This window comes from Massilia sp. 9096, from assembly GCF_000745265.1.
Taxonomy (GTDB): Bacteria; Pseudomonadota; Gammaproteobacteria; order Burkholderiales; family Burkholderiaceae_D; genus Telluria.
Window position 1 is genome coordinate 4,318,533 of the sequence record NZ_JQNN01000001.1, and the last position, 16,597, is coordinate 4,335,129.

Sequence of the window (16,597 nt, forward strand, 5' to 3'; positions counted from 1 at the left end):
GCGTGTTCTAGTTGTATTGACAACACGTGCGCGTAACCGCCAGTATGGGATCAAGCTTGCTGCATAGCATTGCGGCGCCCCCACCCATGACGAAGGAAGAAGATGCAACAACGATTTGTACCAGCAAAAACCGTATTGGCTGTATCGATCGCCTCGCTGTTCGCCGGCGGTCTTGCCCAAGCCCAGGAAATGGGCAACGGCGCGGGTGGCGACGGCGCAAGCGCGAACGCCGCCACCGTGGTCGTGACCGGTACCCGGGTCGCCAACCGCAGCGTGCTCGACACCGCGTCGCCGGTCGACGTCATCTCGGCCGAGACCCTGAAAAGCAGCGGCTCGACCGAACTCACCCAGGCGCTGTCGGTGGCCCTGCCTTCGCTCAACTTCCCGCGTCCATCGCTGACCGACGGCACCGACACCATCCGTCCGGCCACGCTGCGCGGCATGGCGCCGGACCAGACGCTGGTGCTGGTCAACTCCAAGCGCCGCCACGCGTCCGCGCTGGTCAACCTGAACGGCTCGATCGGACGCGGTTCGGCCGGGGTCGACATGAACACGATCCCGGAAGCGATGGTCAAGAGCATCGAGGTGCTGCGCGACGGCGCCGCCGCCCAGTACGGCTCGGATGCGATCGCCGGCGTGGTCAACGTCCGCCTGCGCACCGACCGCAGCGGCGGCGAAGGCACCGTCATCTACGGCGCCCACAAGACCGAATACGACCTGTTGAACGACGTCACCCCGGCCGGCGGCACCTGGAGCGGTCCGTCCAAGCGCGAGCGCACCGACGGCCAGACCGCCACCGTCAGCGCCTGGAAAGGCTTGCCGTGGGGAGAAACCGGCTTCGTCACCCTGGCGGCCGAATACAAGGACCAGGCGCATACCGAGCGCAGCGGCTACGACGTGCGCCAGCAATACCCGAAAGTGAAAGGCGCGTTCGATCCGCGCGAGAACACCATCAACCGCTTCGACGCCTGGTACGGCGACCCGGAGATGAAGCAGAAAACCGTCTTCGTCAACGCCGGCAACGACCTCACGCCCGACGTCAAGTTCTACGCCTGGGGCAGCTACCAGCGGCGCGACGCGCGCTCGGCCGGCTACTTCCGTCCGGCGCAGGACGCGCGCAACGTACTGTCGATCTACCCGGACGGCTTCCTGCCGATCATCGCGCCGACCGTCGACGACTACAGCGCGGCGGCCGGCTTCAGCTGGACCCTGGCCGGCTGGGACATGGACAGCTCGCTGGTGTACGGCAAGGACAAGATGTCTTACCAGATCGAGAACACGCTGAACGCCTCGATCGGCGCGGGCAGCAAGACCAGCTTCGATGCCGGCGGCTTTTCGTACGACCAGCTGGTCTACAACCTGACCGGCGTGCGCAAGTTCGACGTCCAGGGCCTGGCTTCGCCGCTGAACCTGGCGCTCGGCCTGGAGGCGCGCCGCGAAGGTTATAAACTGGAGGCGGGCGAACCGGACTCCTACCGCTACGGCGGCGTGGTGCTGCCGAGCGGCACCCCGGCCGCACCGGGCGCCCAGGTGTTCCCGGGCTTCCGTCCGGCCAACGCCATCGACACCTCGCGCAGCGCCGTCGGCCTGTTCGCCGACCTCGAGGCGAACCTGACGGACAAGCTGCTGGCCTCGGCCGCGGTGCGCGGCGAGCACTATTCGGACTTCGGCAGCAGCCTGGCCGGCAAGCTGTCGGCGCGCTACGACTTCACCCGCAACTTCGCGTTGCGCGGCGCGGTCCAGAACGGCTTCCGCGCACCGTCGCTGCAGCAGCAGAACTTCACGTCCACCTCGACCAACTTCATCAACGGCGTGCCGTTCGAGATCACGACCTTCAAACCGTCCGACCCGGTCGCGGTCGCGCTCGGCGCCAAGCCGCTCAAGGCCGAGAAGTCGACCAACTTCTCGCTCGGCGCGGTGATGCGCTTCGACCCGTTCAGCCTGACCGTGGACGCCTACCGCATCAACGTGCGCGACCGCATCATCCTGTCCGAGAACCTGACCTCGGCCACGGTACGCAACTACATCACCGGCCAAGGCTTTACCGGCGTGGGCGGCGGCCGTTTCTTCATCAACGGCGTCGACACCCGCACCGAGGGCGTGGATATCGTCGCCAACTACCCGCTCAACCTGGGCGCGAGCGGGCGCTTCGACTTCACGCTGGCGGGCAACGTCAACCATACCGACGTCACCAAGGTGCCGACCACCGCCCAGCTGGCGGCGCTGAATCCGGCGCCGATCCTGTTCGACCGCGTCAACGTGCTGACGCTCGAGAAGGGCCAGCCGAAGAACAAGCTGACGGCCAGCGTCAACTGGAAGCTGGGCCAGTGGGGCGTGACCGCGCGCGCCACGCGCTACGGCGAAGTGCTGTCGCCGGGCACCACGCCGGCCTTCGACTTCGTGATCCACCCGCACACGCTGGCCGACCTCGAGGTGCGCTACGCCGTCACGCCGAAGCTGAACCTGGCGCTGGGCGCGGACAACCTGTTCGACCAGTACTCGGAAACGCTGCCGCCGTCGCTCAACACGACCGGCAACACCCCGTTCGCCAACTACACGCCGTTCGGCACCGGCGGCCGTTACGTCTACGGGCGCGCCAGCTACGCGTTCTGACCGGCACTGCCCTGCGCGCGCGCCTCACGCGCGCGCAGGGATTTTTCCCGTTGTGACCGGGATGAATCGATGGGCTAGAATCGAGCGTCGCCCGCACGGGTCTCACTCACGCCATCGCACAAAGGAAGTCATGTCCCGCATCGGTCTCGGTCTCGCCGCCATCCCTGCCTTCGTCCTCGCCTCCGCCAGCACCTTCGCCGCCACGCCGCCCGCCTGGGTCGCGCGCAGCGACGCCTACACGCAGCCCGTGCTGAAAGACACCGGCCGCTACCACCCCGAAGCCGCGAGCGAAGTCGGCGACGAGAGTTTCGACACGGCGGTGGCGGACTTCAAGCCGGGCGCCTACGAGCGGGAACTGGCCGACACCGAGAAGCGCCTGGCGGACCTGCGCCGCGAACGCGCGGCCGAACAGGATCCGAAGGTGAGACAGGACCTCGACATCCTGATCGAGTCGCGTGTAAAACAGATCGCCACCATGAAGCTGGAGCGCCAGTACCTGCTCGACTACACCAACGTCGGCGAGCTGGTGTACGGCGGCCTGCAGGCGCTGCTCGAGCCGCGCAACAAACCCGCGCGCCAGAAGCTGGCCCTGGTGCGCCTGAAGCGCTATGCCGGGCGCGACGCCGGCACTACCCCGATCGCGACCCTGGCGCGCGCCCGCACCGAGGAGAGACTGGGCGACAAGTCGCTGATCGGCCCGTATGTCGGCGAGGTCGAGGAAGCGCTGCACAACAACGCGACCTACATGAACGGCATCGCCGAGATGTTCAAGAAGGCGAACGTGACCGGCTGGGAAGCCGACTTCGACGCGCTCAAAAAACAGGTGCAGGACTACGACGCCTTCGTGCGCGCCAGCGTGCTCCCGCGCGCGCGCAAGGAAGTGCGCCTGCCGGAAGCGCTGTACGTGAACCGCCTGCTCAACGTCGGCGTCGACATCGCGCCGGACCAGATGATCGAGCGCGCCAGCTTCGATTTCCAGGAGGTGCGCGACGAGATGCAGGTGGTGGCCAACGGCATCGCGGCCCAGCGCCATCTGCCCTCGAACGACTACCGCGACGTCCTGCGCGAACTGAAGAAAACCTCGATCGCGCCCGACCAGCTGCTGCCGTCCTACCGTTCGCGCCTGAAAGACATCGAAGCCATCATCCGCCAGCACCACCTGGTGACGCTGCCCTCGCGCGACGCCAACATCCGCATCGCGACCGACGCCGAGGCGGCGCGCACGCCGGCGCCGTTCATGAACCCGCCGCGCCTGATCGGCAACACCGGAGAGTATGGCGAGTTCGTCATCCCGCTGTCGAACCCGAACTCGAAGTCGAAGGAGCGCATGAACGACTTCGATTACTCGGCCGTGTCGTGGGGCGTGACCGCGCACGAGGCGCGTCCCGGCCACGAGCTGCAGTTCGCGTCGATGGTCGAGCAGGGCATGTCGGTGGCGCGTGCGCGCTTCGCCTTCAACAGCGCCAACGTCGAAGGCTGGGGCCTGTATTCGGAAGCGCTGGTGCTGCCCTACATGCCACCGGAAGGGCAGCTGGCCGCGCTGCAGATCCGCCTGCTGCGCATGGCGCGCGCCCTGCTCGACCCGCAGATCAACCTGGGCCGCATGACGCCCGAGCAGGCGAAAGCCTTCCTGATGAAGGAAGTGGTGCTGTCCGAGCCATTCGCGCAGTCGGAAGTGGACCGCTACTCGTACCGGATGCCGGGCCAGGCAACGTCCTACTACTACGGCTACGTCAAGCTGGAAGCGCTCAAGACGCTGGCCGAGATCGCGCTGGGCGACCGTTTCGATTTGCAGGCTTTCAACGATTTCGTGATCGCCCAGGGCATCCTGCCGCCGAACCTGATGAAGCAGGCGGTGATGGAGGAGTTCATTCCGGCGCAGAAGGCGAAGCTGAGTGCGAAGTGAGCCTTGGCGTTGTCCATACGAACCCTGCGCCATCGATACCGGCTTCGGGTTAAGGTGATCGACGTCGGACGCAGCGCATGTCGCGCCGCGTCGCCTTGTACTCAACAGGAGGTTCCATGCGCAAGCTGATCATGATGGCCATCGCCGGGTATGTAATGAAAAAGGTGCAGGCCCGCTTCATGAAGCAAAACTATAGCGTCACGCCGCCCCGTCGTTACTGACAGCGGCACTGTCGCCACCGAGCCCGTTCCTGTCGCCAGGACGGGCTTTTTTTTCATGGCTTTTCCGGCAGGCAGCTTTCGCACGACCGTGCGCCGGCCCGTCCAGGATTCGCGTCACAATGTCAGCCTTTCGACAGCAACCTTTGGATGGAGGACGAGATGCGGGCTTACCAGATTCTTCCCGGCGATGGGATCGACGGGCTGCAGTGCGTGGATTTTCCCGAGCGTGAACTCGGCACGGGCGAGGTGCGCGTGCGCGTGCATGCGGTGTCGCTGAATTACCGCGACCTGATGGTGGCGAGCGGGAACTACCTGGTCACCGTCGACAATCCGATCGTGCCGTGCTCGGACGGCGCCGGCGAGGTGCTGGCGGTCGGCCCGGGCGTGACCCGGGTGCAGGTCGGCGACCGCGTGGCCGGCTCGTTCTTCCCGTACTGGCAGGACGGCCCGGTGACCCCGGAAAAGGTGCGCCACGCGCTCGGCGGCGACATCGATGGCATGCTGGCCGAAGAGGTGATCCTGGACGAGGATGCGCTGGCGAAGATCCCGGCAGCCATGAGCTTCGTCGACGCCGCCACCATGCCGTGCGCCGGCGTGACGGCGTGGAACGCGATTTTCGAATCCAGCAACAACGTCCGCCCCGGCGACACCGTGCTGCTGCTCGGCACAGGCGGCGTCTCGGTGCTCGGCCTGCAGCTGGCCAAGGCAGCCGGGCTGAAGGCGATCATCACCTCGTCCAGCGACCAGAAACTCGAGCGCGCGCGCGAACTGGGCGCCCATCACACGATCAACTACCGCAGCTTCCCGGAATGGCAGGAAGAGGTGCTGCGCGCCACCCACGGCGTCGGCGCCCACGTGGTGCTGGAAGTCGGCGGCCAGGGCACCGTCAACCGCTCGGTGGCGTCCGCCGCGATGGGCGGCAGCATCGCCATCATTGGCGGCGTCAGCGGTTTCGGCGGCGAGGTCAATCCGGCCACGCTGCTGGCGACCTCGAAGCGCATGGTCGGCATCTACGTCGGCAGCCGCACGATGCTCGACAAAGTGATGCGCTTCGCCGACACCTCGGGCATCCAGCCGGTGGTAGACCGGGTGTTTACCTTCGACCAGGTCAAGGAGGCGTACCGCCACATGGAGTCGGGGTCGCACTTCGGCAAGGTCGTGATCGCGGTCACGCAGTAAGCCTTACGGCCGTTGCACCTGGATCAGCTCGATCTCGAACAGCTTCGGCCACAACTTGCCCGTGACGTACAGCTTGCGGCCCTTCGGTTCGTAGGCGATGCCGTTCAGGACCGCGTCGACGTTGGTGGTGCCGCGCTGGTCCGGCGGCAGCAGGCCGGTCAGGTCGATCCAGCCGACCACGTTGCCGCTGTCCGGGTCGATGCGCGCGATCACGTCGGTGCCCCAGACGTTGGCGAACAGCTGGCCTTCGACCAGTTCGAGTTCGTTCAGCTGCGTGATCGGCTTGCCGTCGGCGGTGACGTGGATGCGGCGCTGCTCTTCCAGCGTCTTCGGGTCGAGGATGCGGATGTCGGCGCTGCCGTCGCTCATGTAGACGTGGTTGGCGTCGCTGGCCAGGCCCCAGCCTTCGCCCTTGTAATTGAAACGGCCCTTGAGCGCGAAGGTCTTGGCGTCAAAAATGAAGCCGACGTTCGACTGCCAGGTCAGGTTGACGATGTTGGCGCCGACCGCGGTCGTGCCTTCGCCGAAGAACTCCGGCGCCAGCTCCTTCTTCTGCAGCACGCGGCCGGTTTTCAGGTCGACCTTGCGCAGCGAGGAATGGCCCTTCTGGCCGGTGCTCTCGTACAGCTGGCCCTCCCTGAAGAACAGACCTTCCGTAAAGGCGCCAGTGTCGTGCGGATAGGTGTTCTTGACGACGTAGCGGTACACCGGAATGGCGGCCTGGGCGGCTTGGGGTGCGGCGGCGGCGAGCACGGTGCAGCCGAGCGCGATCGATGCGAGGATCTGCGAGGTCTTCAGGGTCTTCATGGGGCTCCTGGATGGCGGGTTACCGCATAGTATGCCAGCAACCTGCGCCGTGCTGGGCATCCGGCACGCACGTCGGGCCGCCGCCGATGTTAAGCTTGCGCCATGCCTGCCAATACGCTTTCAAAATCCCTGCATTACCTTCACCTGCCCGCCGACGCCGAGCTGCCGGAACTGAAACTGCCGCCTTTCCTGGCCATCGTGCTGGTCGAGGACGACGTTACCGAATCCTGGATGTGGGACGCCAGCCGCTGGCTGGTGGCGTCCGGCTGCAGCGTCCTGCTGGCCTGGGGGAACGACTGTGAAGCCTGGCGCGACGCCGTCGACGACGCCGCGCTGGAAGCGGTCGACTACGAGGACGCGCCCGAGGAGCGCGCCGTGATCACGACCTCGCACGAGGACGAGGAGATCGAGGACGTGTTCTGGTTTGCCAAGCACCGCGCGTCGCACCCGGCCGTCCCCTTGAACGCGGTCCTGATCCTGCACATCGCCCCGGACGCTCGTAAAGACGAGCTCGAAGCCGAATACGCCGACGCCTGAACCGGTAGCGCACACGGCTGACCGGCGCGCTCGCGCTTGTCCGATTTGCGTTAGCATTCGGTTCACGTTTGAGGAAAAAGGACCGACATGGACAGCATCGATCTCGAAGTTTTGCACGCCTGCGACGCCTGGCTGCGTGCCGGCTACAAGTGCGAATACGTGACCGTGGTGCGCACCTGGGGCTCGAGCCCGCGCCCGCAAGGTGCGACCATGGCGATCCGCTCGGACGGCATGGTGGTCGGCTCGGTCTCGGGCGGCTGCATCGAGGACGACCTGATCGCCGCCGTGCGCGAACACGGCATCGTGCGCACGCAGCCGGAAGTCATCACCTACGGCATCTCGGCCGACGAGGCGCACCGTTTCGGCCTGCCCTGCGGCGGCACCATCCAGCTGGTGGTCGAGCCGCTAGGCAGCCACAGCCGCATGACCGAACTGCTCGACCTGGCGCAGCGCCGCGTGCTGACGCGCCGCACCCTCGACCTGGCCACGGGCGCGGTCGAGCTGGGCGCCGGCCAGGCCGAGGAGCAGCTGCAGATCGACGCGCGCCGGCTGGTGACGGTGCACGGCCCACGCCTGCGCATGCTGATCATCGGCGCCGGCCAGCTGTCGCAGTTCCTGGCCCAGATCGCGGTCGGGCTGGAATACCAGGTCACCGTGTGCGACCCGCGCGAAGAATACCGCGGCAGCTGGAGCCTGCCCGGCGTGAATGTGGTGCACGAGATGCCGGACGACGTCGTGCTCGAGATGAAACTCGACAGCCGCAGCGCCGTGATCGCGCTCACCCACGACCCCAAGCTCGACGACCTGGCGCTGATGGAAGCGCTCAAAACCGACGCGTTCTATGTCGGCGCGATCGGCTCGCGCGCCAACAATGCGCGCCGGCGCGAGCGCCTGCAGGAATTCGACCTCACCGAGACGCAGATCGACAAGCTGCACGGCCCGATCGGCTTGTATATCGGCAGCAAGACGCCGTACGAGATCGCGATCTCGATCCTGGCCGAGCTCACCGCCGTGAAAAACGGCGTGGCGCTGCCCGAGCAGATGACGGTCGAGCGCGGCAAGGCAATGGCCAATCGCCTGGCCGCCTGAAGCGCTAAAGTTTATCGCCATGCCATGACCCCTGGGGTACACTGGATCGACTAGCCGCCGTTTTTACCGAAGTCGATAAGTCTGTCACCGCTGGGGGTGCCGATGATCTGGCGTGTCGAGTTCTCGTCCGAGAAATTCCTGCCGACCCTGCCGGAAGCCTGCCAGGCCAATCCCGGCGCCTACGGCTTCGAGCTGGCCTTGTGGCTGGCCCAGGGCCTGTGCCGCCAGGGCATCGTCACCGGCTACCCGAACGGCGAGGACTGGGGCTGGTGCCTCGAGTACGATCCCGCCGACGGGCTCAGTTTCATGATCGGCTGCTGCAGCCAATGCCACGCCGGCGCCGGCTACCTGGGCTGCGCGGTCGGCTGGTCGGTCTTCATCCGCGAGCGCCGTACGCTGGAGCGGCGCATCCGCAATGTCTCCAACCAGGCCGAGCTGGAAGCGCTCGGCGGCCGCATCGTCGACCTGCTGCGCACCGAACAGATCGAGGCGGCGCCGGTCGCCGGCTAGCAGGCGCCCCTGGCGCCCGGCGTAGGAATTTGTTACAAGGCACTGTCTGCCTTGCGCCCTCCTGCGGCGTTACAGGCACAGACGCCCTGGGCGCACGACCCCGATTGGAGAGAACATGAAACGCCTGCTTGCCGCCGCCGCCGTGCTGGCCACCCTGACCCACGCCGCCGTCGCCGGCGAATTGACCTTGTTTGCCGACAGCGACTTCCGCGGCGCACGCGTGACCTTGCAGGGCGATGCGCGCGACCTGCGCCGCATGGATTTCAACGACCGCGTATCGAGCTTGATCGTGCGCTCGGGCGTATGGGAGCTGTGCTCGGACGGCGATTTCCGCGGCCGCTGCGTCCAGTTTGGACCGGGCGAATACCGCGGGCTGCCCGGCATGAATGACTCGGTGTCGTCGGTGCGCGAAGTAGCGCGTGGCGGGCCGCCGGGCCGTTGGCAGGACGACCGCGATGCACGCGACGAGCGCCGCGAGCAATGGCGTGAGGAGCGCGAGGAGCGCCGTGAGCAACGCGAAGAGCGCCGTGAAGAATGGCGTGAAGAGCACCGCGGTCCGGCCGTCGAGCTGTTCTCGGCCCCGCGCTTCGAAGGCGCCGCCGTGCCGGTGTCGGGCGACCTGCGTTCCTTGAACCAGATCGGCTTCAACGACCGCGCGGTGTCGCTGGTCATCCGCGAAGGCCGCTGGGAATTCTGCGAACATGCCGACTTCCGCGGCCAGTGTGTGGTGTTCGGCCCGGGTCGCTACCCCTTCCTGGAAGGCATGAACAACCGCATTTCGTCGATGCGCCGGGTACGCTGAGCCTTTTAATCGGCGCATTGCTGGTTAGCTGAGCAGCGCCACGCCCTTGATCTGGGCCCAGACCTGGCGCCCCGGCGCGATGTCCAGTTCGCGCCGGGAGCGCGCCGTGATGCGCGCCAGCAGCGGCGACGCCCCCATGCGCAGCTGCACCAGCACGTGGCCGGGCGTGCCGGTGTCGACGGTCGCCGTCACGGTGGCCGGCAGCAGGTTGACGATGCTGGAGCTCGGCGGCCGTTCCAGCGCCAGGCTGACGTCGCGCGCATGGATGCGGCAGCGCAGGCGCGTACCGATCGCCTCCTTGCGCTGTCCCACGTACAGCACGCCGCCATCGAAATCCAGGCGCGACAAGGCGTCCGGCTCGTGGCCGGCAAGCACCGTGTCCAGCACCACGCCGGCATCGTCGGCGAACACCGGCGGCAAGTCGGCGCGCGCCAGCGTCTCCGTGAGCGCGCCGCTGGCGACCACGCGTCCGGCGTCGAGCAGCACCAGGTGGTCGGCTAGGCGCGCGACCTCGTCCGGCGCATGGCTGACGTAGACGATCGGGATCGACAGCGCGTCGTGCATGCGTTCCAGATACGGCAAAATCTCCTGCTTGCGGCGGTGGTCGAGCGCCGCCAGCGGCTCGTCCATCAGCAGCAAACGTGGCGACGCCAGCAGCGCCCGTGCAATCGCCACGCGCTGGCGCTCCCCGCCCGACAGCCGGTCCGGCCGGCGTTCCAGCAGGGCGTCGATGCCGAGCAATTGCGCGACCTCGTCGACGTGGAAGCGGCGCTGCGCGGCCGGGATGCGCTTGTAGCCGAACGCCAGGTTGGCGCGCACCGACAAGTGCGCGAACAGGCTGGCTTCCTGGAACACGTAGCCGAGCGATCGTTTATGCACCGGCACGAACACGCCGCTGGCCTCGTCTTGCCAGACTTCGTCGCCCAGCGCGACGTAGCCGCCCGGCGCTCGCTCGAGGCCGGCGATGGCGCGCAGGCAGGTCGTCTTGCCCGAGCCGGAATGGCCGAACAGGGCGCTGATGCCGCGTCCGGGCAGGTCCAGCTCGACGTCGACCGTGAAACCGCCTTCATTGTCTGCACCGCCGCCGCGCTCGATGCGAAAGCGTGCGCGCAGCGTGTCGGGCGCCCGGGCCGTCATGCCGCACGTCCCCGGATCGCCTGCGGGTACAGCGAATACAGCGCCAGCAGCACCAGGAAGCTGAACGCCAGCATGCCGCCGGCCAGCCAGTGCGCCTGCGCGTATTCCATCGCCTCGACGTGGTCGTAGATCAGCACCGACAGCATGCGCGTCTGGCCGGGGATGTTCCCGCCGATCATCAGCACGATCCCGAATTCGCCGACCGTGTGCGCAAAGCCGAGCACGGCCGCCGACAGGAAGCCCGGCCGCGCCAGCGGCACCGCCACCGACCAGAAGCGGTCCCACGGTCCGGCGCCGAGCGTGGCCGCCGCTTCCAGCGGACGCTCGCCGATCGCCTCGAAGGCATTCTGCAGCGGCTGCACCACGAAAGGCAGCGAATAACACACCGACGCCAGCGTCAGTCCGGCGAAGGTGAACGGCAACAAGCCCAGCCCGAGCGCCTCGGTCAGCTTGCCGATCCAGCCGTTCGGACCGAGCATCAACAGCAGATAAAACCCCAGCACCGTCGGCGGCAGCACCAGCGGCAAGGCGACGATGGCGCTGACGACGTGGCGCAGGCGCGCGCGCGACCGCGCCAACCACCATGCGAGCGGCGTGCCAAACGCCAGCAGCAGGGCGGTGACGGTCAGCGCCAGCTTGAACGTCAGCCAGATCGTGGCGGCATCGGCGGCATCGAGCATGCTTACAGCGCGTAGCCGAAGCTGCGGATGATGGCCCTGGCCTTGTCCGACCGCAGGTAAGTGGTGAGTGCGCGTGCGGCAGGATTGGCCTCGCCCTTCTTGAGGATGACCGCGTCCTGGCGGATCGGGCTGTACAGATTCGACGGCACGATCCAGGCCGACCCGCTGCTCAGCTTACCGTCGTGCCAGACCTGGGACAGCGCCACGAAACCGAGCTCGGCGTTGCCGGTGCTGACGAATTGCTGGGCTTGCGAAATATTCTCGCCTTGTACCAGTTTGGACTGCAGACGATCCATTAAGTTCAGTGTCTTGAGCGTTTCCACCGCGGCCGCGCCGTACGGGGCGGTCTTGGGGTTGCCGATGGCCAGGTGGGCGAAGTGGCCCGCCCTGAGCACGGCGCCGTTCGGGTCGACGTAGCCGTCCTTGGCCGACCATAGCACCAGCTTGCCGATCGCATACGTAAAACGGATGCCGCGCGCGGTCTGGCCGGCCTGCTCGAGCTTGGCCGGCGTCTCGTCGTCGGCCGCCAGCAAGACCTCGAACGGCGCGCCGTTCTGGATCTGCGCATAAAACTTGCCGGTCGCGCCGAACGCCAGCACCGCCTTGTGGCCGGTGTCGTGCTCGAACTGGGCGGCGATTCTTTGCATCGGCGCCGTGAAATTGGCCGCCACCGCGACCTGGACCTCATCGGCCTGCGCCAGGCCGGTCCAGGCGATCATGGCCAGCAGGCCGGCAATGCGTTGCACGTGTCTTTCCATAATAGGGGCTAAGGTCATCAGAGCGTTATATATTCGAGTATATAGCGAACTGCCGATGAGCGCCGCCCGGCCGCGCCCGATTGGGGCTATGCTTCCGGACTGGATTTCTGGAGAGTGACATGGATGCGCAACACAAGCCGATCGCGCTGCAGGGCACGGTCTGGATGACAGTCGGCGGCGAAAACTTCGGCGGCCCCGGGCGGGTCGAGCTGTTGGCCAGGATCGCCGAGACCGGCTCGATCAGCCAGGCCGCCAAGGCGATCGGCATGAGCTACAAAGGCGCCTGGGACGCGATCGACGCGATGAACAACCTGGCCGGCGAAGCGCTGGTCGAGCGCCTCACCGGCGGCAAGGGCGGCGGCGGCACGCGCCTGACCGCGCGCGGCGAACAACTGGTCAGGAACTTCCGTCTGATCGACCAGGTCCACCGCGATTTCGTCGCCCAACTCAACCAGCGCGCCGCCGGCATCGCCGACGACCTTACCCTGATGAGCAGGCTCAACATGAAAACCAGCGCACGCAACCAGTTCTTCGGCACCGTGACCCGGATCCAATCCGGTGCGGTCAACGACGAGATCGAACTCGACATCGCCGGCGGCCAGCGCATCGTCGCCATCGTCACGCGCGACAGCACCGAACACCTGGGCCTGCAGCCCGGCCGCCAGGCGTTTGCGCTGATCAAGTCGTCGTCGGTGATCCTGGCCACCGACACCGGCGCAGCCCGCTTTTCGGCGCGCAACCAGCTCAGCGGCACCATCGCGCGCCTGACCCCGGGTGCGGTCAATACCGAAGTCGTGATCGACCTGGCGGGTGGCGGCAGCGTCGCGGCCGTCATCACCAACGACAGCGCGACCATGCTCGAACTGGCGCCGGGGAAGCCGGCCACGGCCATGTTCAAGGCGTCGAGCGTGATCGTGGGGGTCCCTGGGTAAGTTCATGCACCTGCACCTGCGCCGGCCGCACCGCCGTCACGATGCGGCGGAAGGCATCTTCATTGCTGATGCAGAGCACCGGACCCAGGCACCCGAGGGCATGATGCCGCGCCAGCGCCAGCGCGGCGATGAACGCCACGACGTCGCAATTGCCGCAGGCCAGGCCGATGCGCACGAAATCGTCGCCGGTATCCAGTTGCGACAGCGCTGCCGTACCGGCCATCAATTCGAGCACGCGGTTCGAGCGCTGGCCGGTGTCGGCCACGACCAGGGCGATGTCGGCGGGCGCGATACGGGCATGCTCGAGTGCGTGCCGGACCAGGTCGGCGAGCGGCTTGGGATCGACCCGCTCGTCGGCATCGGCCGAGGTGGCGCGGCGGGTTTCCTGCAGCGCCTCGAGGCGGACGAACGGCGTACCGGCGATCGAATGCATCTGGCGCTGGTCGGCAAGCAGGAGACCGGCCGCGCCTTCACCGGGAATCCGGCCGCGCGGCTGCTCGGCGCTGAATAAACTGTCTTGCGCCAGCCAGTGCGCGACGGTCTGGGCGCCGACGTGGGATGCGCACGCGACTACCAGCGCGTTCATCGGAGCATTGACCAGGACCGCTTCATGCGCCAGCCGGTTCAGCACCGTCACGGGGTTGGCGCCATCGGCGTCCGGATTGGCGGCAACGGCAGGGTCGGCATTGGCTGCGGTGGAGGCGGAGGCGGAGGCGGCGGACAAGGTGTCGGCCAGCTCGACCTGGGCCGGTGGCCAGCCGGCTTGCGTGACCGTATGCTCCAGCCACTGACTGACCGCACGCCGCTGCGTGGCATCCCACCCGGGCGGCAGCAGGGGAATCAAACGCAGCAGGCGCTGTGGTTTGCCCGCGCCCAGCCACAGGCCGGCGGCCTGCTGCGCCAGCTCGGCCGTCACTTGCGTCGCCAGCGTCAGGGCGCGCCACTGCTCGTCGCTGAAACACGGATCGGCCATGCCCTGCGCGGCCAGCCAGGCCGCGATGTCGTCCCGTAACACCGCGTCGCAGGCATGCTTGCTGCGCGCCGAGATGATCGGAAAGCCGTCATCGTCGATCAGCTCGGGATCGAGATCCACGCGCGCGCGCTGACCGGCCAGCGCCACCGCCAATTGCTCGGGTGAGGCGCCGTGTGGCAAGCGCAGCGCAGCGCCGAGCATGGCCAGCACCGGCGCGCGCGGCGGAGCCGATGCAGGGTGGGCCAGCGCAGCCGGTACCTCGGCCGAGGCTGCGCCGGTGGCAGGCCGGAGCGCCAGGCGGCGCATGCCGTGGAAGGCCAACAGCACAGCGAGCGGCACGAGCAGCCAGGCGATGACCGATATGCCCGTCAGCGCGTTGAACGGGGCTTGCATGGCTAGGCCGCCACCGCCAACAGCTCGAGCTTCAATTCCTTGATGCCGGACGGGACGTAGATCGAGATCGACTGCGCCTGCAGCATGCGCTCGTACATCTGCCCCTTTGGATCGAGCATGAAATAACAGGTGTCGGGCCGCACCGGGACCGCGGCCGGCAGTTGCGGGGTGTACTGCAGGCGCACGCCGGGCAGGGCGGCCAGCACGCATTTCTCGACGTCGTCGGGCGCGCCGACCTTGAAACGCAGCGGCACCGCATCGACCAGCTCGAGCGCCGCCAGATCGGCCGACACGGCGATATAAAACGTGGTCTTGTCGTCGATCTTGCCCGAGTCGAGCATGCCATGGTGATACGAAGGCCGCACTTCGCTGAGCACGATGGCGAAGTACTTGGACGAGATCACGGTGTCGAGCAGCTCGCGGATGATCGCGTGCAGCTTGGTGAAGCCCGGTCCGGGGTCCTGGTGCTGGTAGGGCGGCAGGTCGGACAGCGTCCAGCTCTTGGAAAACGTCATCAGGGAACCGGCCACCCCGAGCAGCTGCTCGTACAGCCGCTCCGGATGCGCGCCCGGGTGCTGGGCGTAATGCGCCAGCGTGGCGCAGGCGCTGCTGGCGGCATGCAGCAGCCAGAACGAGGCCATGTCGCCGGAACGGAATTCGATCACGTTACGGCTCGGCTCGCGCTGGTGGCCGACCAGGGCGCTGACCTTGGCTTGCAGCGCATCGAGCAGGCGGCGCAGCTGCAGGAACAGCATCGGCGCCGCGCCCACCGACAGGCTGGGCGGCACGAAGCCGGTGTCGAGATCGAACCCGCCGGACCCGGCGCGGCGCAGGCGCAGCAGCGGCAGGTGCAGGTAGGCGTCGCGCGGCTCGAACTCGGCCACCAGCCGCATCGACGTCGCCAGGCAAGCCATCTGCACCTGGGCGGCCTGGGTGTAGAGATCGGGCGTGTCCTGGCTGGTCTGGGCGAAGCGCAGCGTACCGTTGGCCTGGCCCGGCTGGGCGACGTTGCCGCCGAACGGTTTCAAGGCGGGCAGGGCGGCGTAATAGGTGACGCTTTGCTGGCCCTGCGGCAGCTGGCTCAGGTCGATGCTGGCCGGCAGTTCGTCGGCGCCGGGCGCATCGATCCATTCGCCGTCCGGGAAGCGCAGCGACAGCGCCAGGATGCGCAGCACGTTGCTGCCGAGCGCATCGCGGTCGACCTCCAGCCGCTCCACGCCCCAGGCATACGGCTGGAGTGCGTGAATATTCTTGTGCAAGCGCTGTTCGTGGTACTGGTCTTGGCGCTGAAAGTGTTGCGGTCGCAACAGCAGGCCTTCACCCCAGAGTATCTTGCCGCTCATGCCGCTTGCCTCCCATCGGTGGTCTCGATCTTGACAGCGCCAGCGGCCAACATTAGCCCTTCTGCTCGGCGTTTGTACCGCAACAATGTCCACGCTTGCGGTCGCTCAACGGATGAGTGGACAGCATCCAACTGAACTGTTTTTTCGGCCACGACTATGTAAATATTTTGCTTTCGAAGCGGTCGAAACGCCGCGAATCGACCGAGACAAGGGAGATGCGATGAAGGGTTTCACGCCTGGATTGTTCGACCGCCTGCTGGGCGTCCCGGTCCGCACGACCGGGGCCACGGTCTCGCGCCTGTCGCTGGAAGAGTTCAAGGATGCGGTGGCGCGCGACCTCGAGGCCCTGCTCAACACCCGCTCGTCCTTGCACGAGGATGCTTTGCAACCCTTTCCGGAATGCGAGCAATCGGTGGTCAGCTATGGCCTCAACGATTTCGCCGACCGCTCGCTGTCCAGCCCGGCCGACCGCGCCTACATCTGCGCCTGCCTGGAACAAACGATCGCGCGTCACGAGCCGAGGCTGCGCAACGCCAAGGCATCGCTCGACGTCCGCGACGAGATGGTCAACCGCCTGAATTTCTCGATCACGGCCCTGCTGGTCGCCAGCACCTCGCAGGAACCGGTCAACTTCGATGCGGTCCTGCAACCATCTTCCCTGCATTACAGCATCAGCAAGGCCGGACGGGCCGCGGCTGGGAACGCGGGAGCCTGAGC

Annotated in this window: 15 protein-coding genes; 9 read left to right on the forward strand and 6 right to left on the reverse strand. The window is 67.1% G+C overall.

The features are described from left to right. Positions 1 to 135: 135 nt before the first annotated feature. The 3 genes from FA90_RS18675 to FA90_RS18685 all read left to right on the forward strand — a co-directional run bounded on the left by FA90_RS18675 (position 136) and on the right by FA90_RS18685 (position 5,919). Positions 136 to 2,613: a TonB-dependent siderophore receptor gene (locus FA90_RS18675; protein ID WP_239700823.1), complete on the forward strand. Its 2,478-nt coding sequence runs from the start codon at positions 136 to 138 to the stop codon at positions 2,611 to 2,613. 130 nt (positions 2,614 to 2,743) lie between these two features. Then, positions 2,744 to 4,519, forward strand: coding sequence for a DUF885 domain-containing protein (locus FA90_RS18680; protein WP_036171352.1), 1,776 nt, complete (start codon positions 2,744 to 2,746; stop codon positions 4,517 to 4,519). A gap of 380 nt (positions 4,520 to 4,899) precedes the next feature. Then, positions 4,900 to 5,919 (forward strand): NAD(P)-dependent alcohol dehydrogenase, encoded by a 1,020-nt coding sequence (locus FA90_RS18685; RefSeq protein ID WP_036176312.1) that lies wholly within the window; start codon positions 4,900 to 4,902, stop codon positions 5,917 to 5,919. A gap of 3 nt (positions 5,920 to 5,922) precedes the next feature. Here FA90_RS18685 and FA90_RS18690 read toward each other — a convergent pair whose 3' ends face one another. Beyond that, on the reverse strand, positions 5,923 to 6,726 hold the full coding sequence (locus FA90_RS18690; RefSeq protein ID WP_036171355.1) for a glutaminyl-peptide cyclotransferase: 804 nt from the start codon (positions 6,724 to 6,726) through the stop codon (positions 5,923 to 5,925). Positions 6,727 to 6,828: 102 nt separating this feature from the next. On the opposite strand from FA90_RS18690, the gene FA90_RS18695 reads away from it, so the two are divergent. From FA90_RS18695 to FA90_RS18710, 4 genes are all read left to right on the forward strand, one after another. After that, complete coding sequence (locus FA90_RS18695) at positions 6,829 to 7,263, forward strand: hypothetical protein (protein WP_036171358.1); 435 nt, start codon at positions 6,829 to 6,831, stop codon at positions 7,261 to 7,263. A gap of 87 nt (positions 7,264 to 7,350) precedes the next feature. Further along, on the forward strand, positions 7,351 to 8,352 hold the full coding sequence (locus tag FA90_RS18700; protein WP_036171360.1) for an XdhC family protein: 1,002 nt from the start codon (positions 7,351 to 7,353) through the stop codon (positions 8,350 to 8,352). 102 nt (positions 8,353 to 8,454) lie between these two features. Beyond that, positions 8,455 to 8,862: a hypothetical protein gene (locus FA90_RS25165; protein WP_156116769.1), complete on the forward strand. Its 408-nt coding sequence runs from the start codon at positions 8,455 to 8,457 to the stop codon at positions 8,860 to 8,862. Between the two features lie 115 nt (positions 8,863 to 8,977). Then, the gene (locus FA90_RS18710) at positions 8,978 to 9,664 is read left to right on the forward strand and encodes a beta/gamma crystallin-related protein (RefSeq protein WP_036171362.1); all 687 of its coding nucleotides are present in this window, start codon (positions 8,978 to 8,980) and stop codon (positions 9,662 to 9,664) included. A 24-nt stretch (positions 9,665 to 9,688) separates the two neighbouring features. On the opposite strand, the gene modC is transcribed toward FA90_RS18710, so the two are convergent. The 3 genes from modC to modA are packed head-to-tail and all read right to left on the reverse strand — an operon-like array spanning position 9,689 to position 12,239. Then, a complete protein-coding gene (gene modC, locus FA90_RS18715; protein WP_036171365.1) occupies positions 9,689 to 10,801 on the reverse strand; it encodes a molybdenum ABC transporter ATP-binding protein in 1,113 nt (370 codons plus the stop codon). Further along, positions 10,798 to 11,481: a molybdate ABC transporter permease subunit gene (gene modB, locus FA90_RS18720; protein WP_036171367.1), complete on the reverse strand. Its 684-nt coding sequence runs from the start codon at positions 11,479 to 11,481 to the stop codon at positions 10,798 to 10,800. The genes modC and modB overlap by 4 nt, the downstream gene beginning before the upstream one ends. Positions 11,482 to 11,483: 2 nt before the next feature. After that, positions 11,484 to 12,239, reverse strand: a complete 756-nt coding sequence (gene modA, locus FA90_RS18725; protein WP_036171370.1) for a molybdate ABC transporter substrate-binding protein — start codon at positions 12,237 to 12,239, stop codon at positions 11,484 to 11,486. A 119-nt stretch (positions 12,240 to 12,358) separates the two neighbouring features. On the opposite strand from modA, the gene FA90_RS18730 reads away from it, so the two are divergent. Next, positions 12,359 to 13,171, forward strand: a complete 813-nt coding sequence (locus FA90_RS18730; protein WP_036171373.1) for a TOBE domain-containing protein — start codon at positions 12,359 to 12,361, stop codon at positions 13,169 to 13,171. On the opposite strand, the gene FA90_RS18735 is transcribed toward FA90_RS18730, so the two are convergent. Further along, positions 13,134 to 14,483: a hypothetical protein gene (locus FA90_RS18735; protein WP_156116770.1), complete on the reverse strand. Its 1,350-nt coding sequence runs from the start codon at positions 14,481 to 14,483 to the stop codon at positions 13,134 to 13,136. The two genes, FA90_RS18730 and FA90_RS18735, sit on opposite strands and share 38 nt — an antisense overlap. A gap of 56 nt (positions 14,484 to 14,539) precedes the next feature. Then, positions 14,540 to 15,880, reverse strand: coding sequence for a type VI secretion system baseplate subunit TssK (gene tssK, locus FA90_RS18740; protein WP_036171379.1), 1,341 nt, complete (start codon positions 15,878 to 15,880; stop codon positions 14,540 to 14,542). 220 nt (positions 15,881 to 16,100) lie between these two features. Between tssK and tssE the strand changes: the two genes are divergently transcribed. Then, positions 16,101 to 16,595 (forward strand): type VI secretion system baseplate subunit TssE, encoded by a 495-nt coding sequence (gene tssE, locus FA90_RS18745; protein ID WP_036171383.1) that lies wholly within the window; start codon positions 16,101 to 16,103, stop codon positions 16,593 to 16,595. The last annotated feature ends 2 nt before the right edge of the window (positions 16,596 to 16,597 follow it).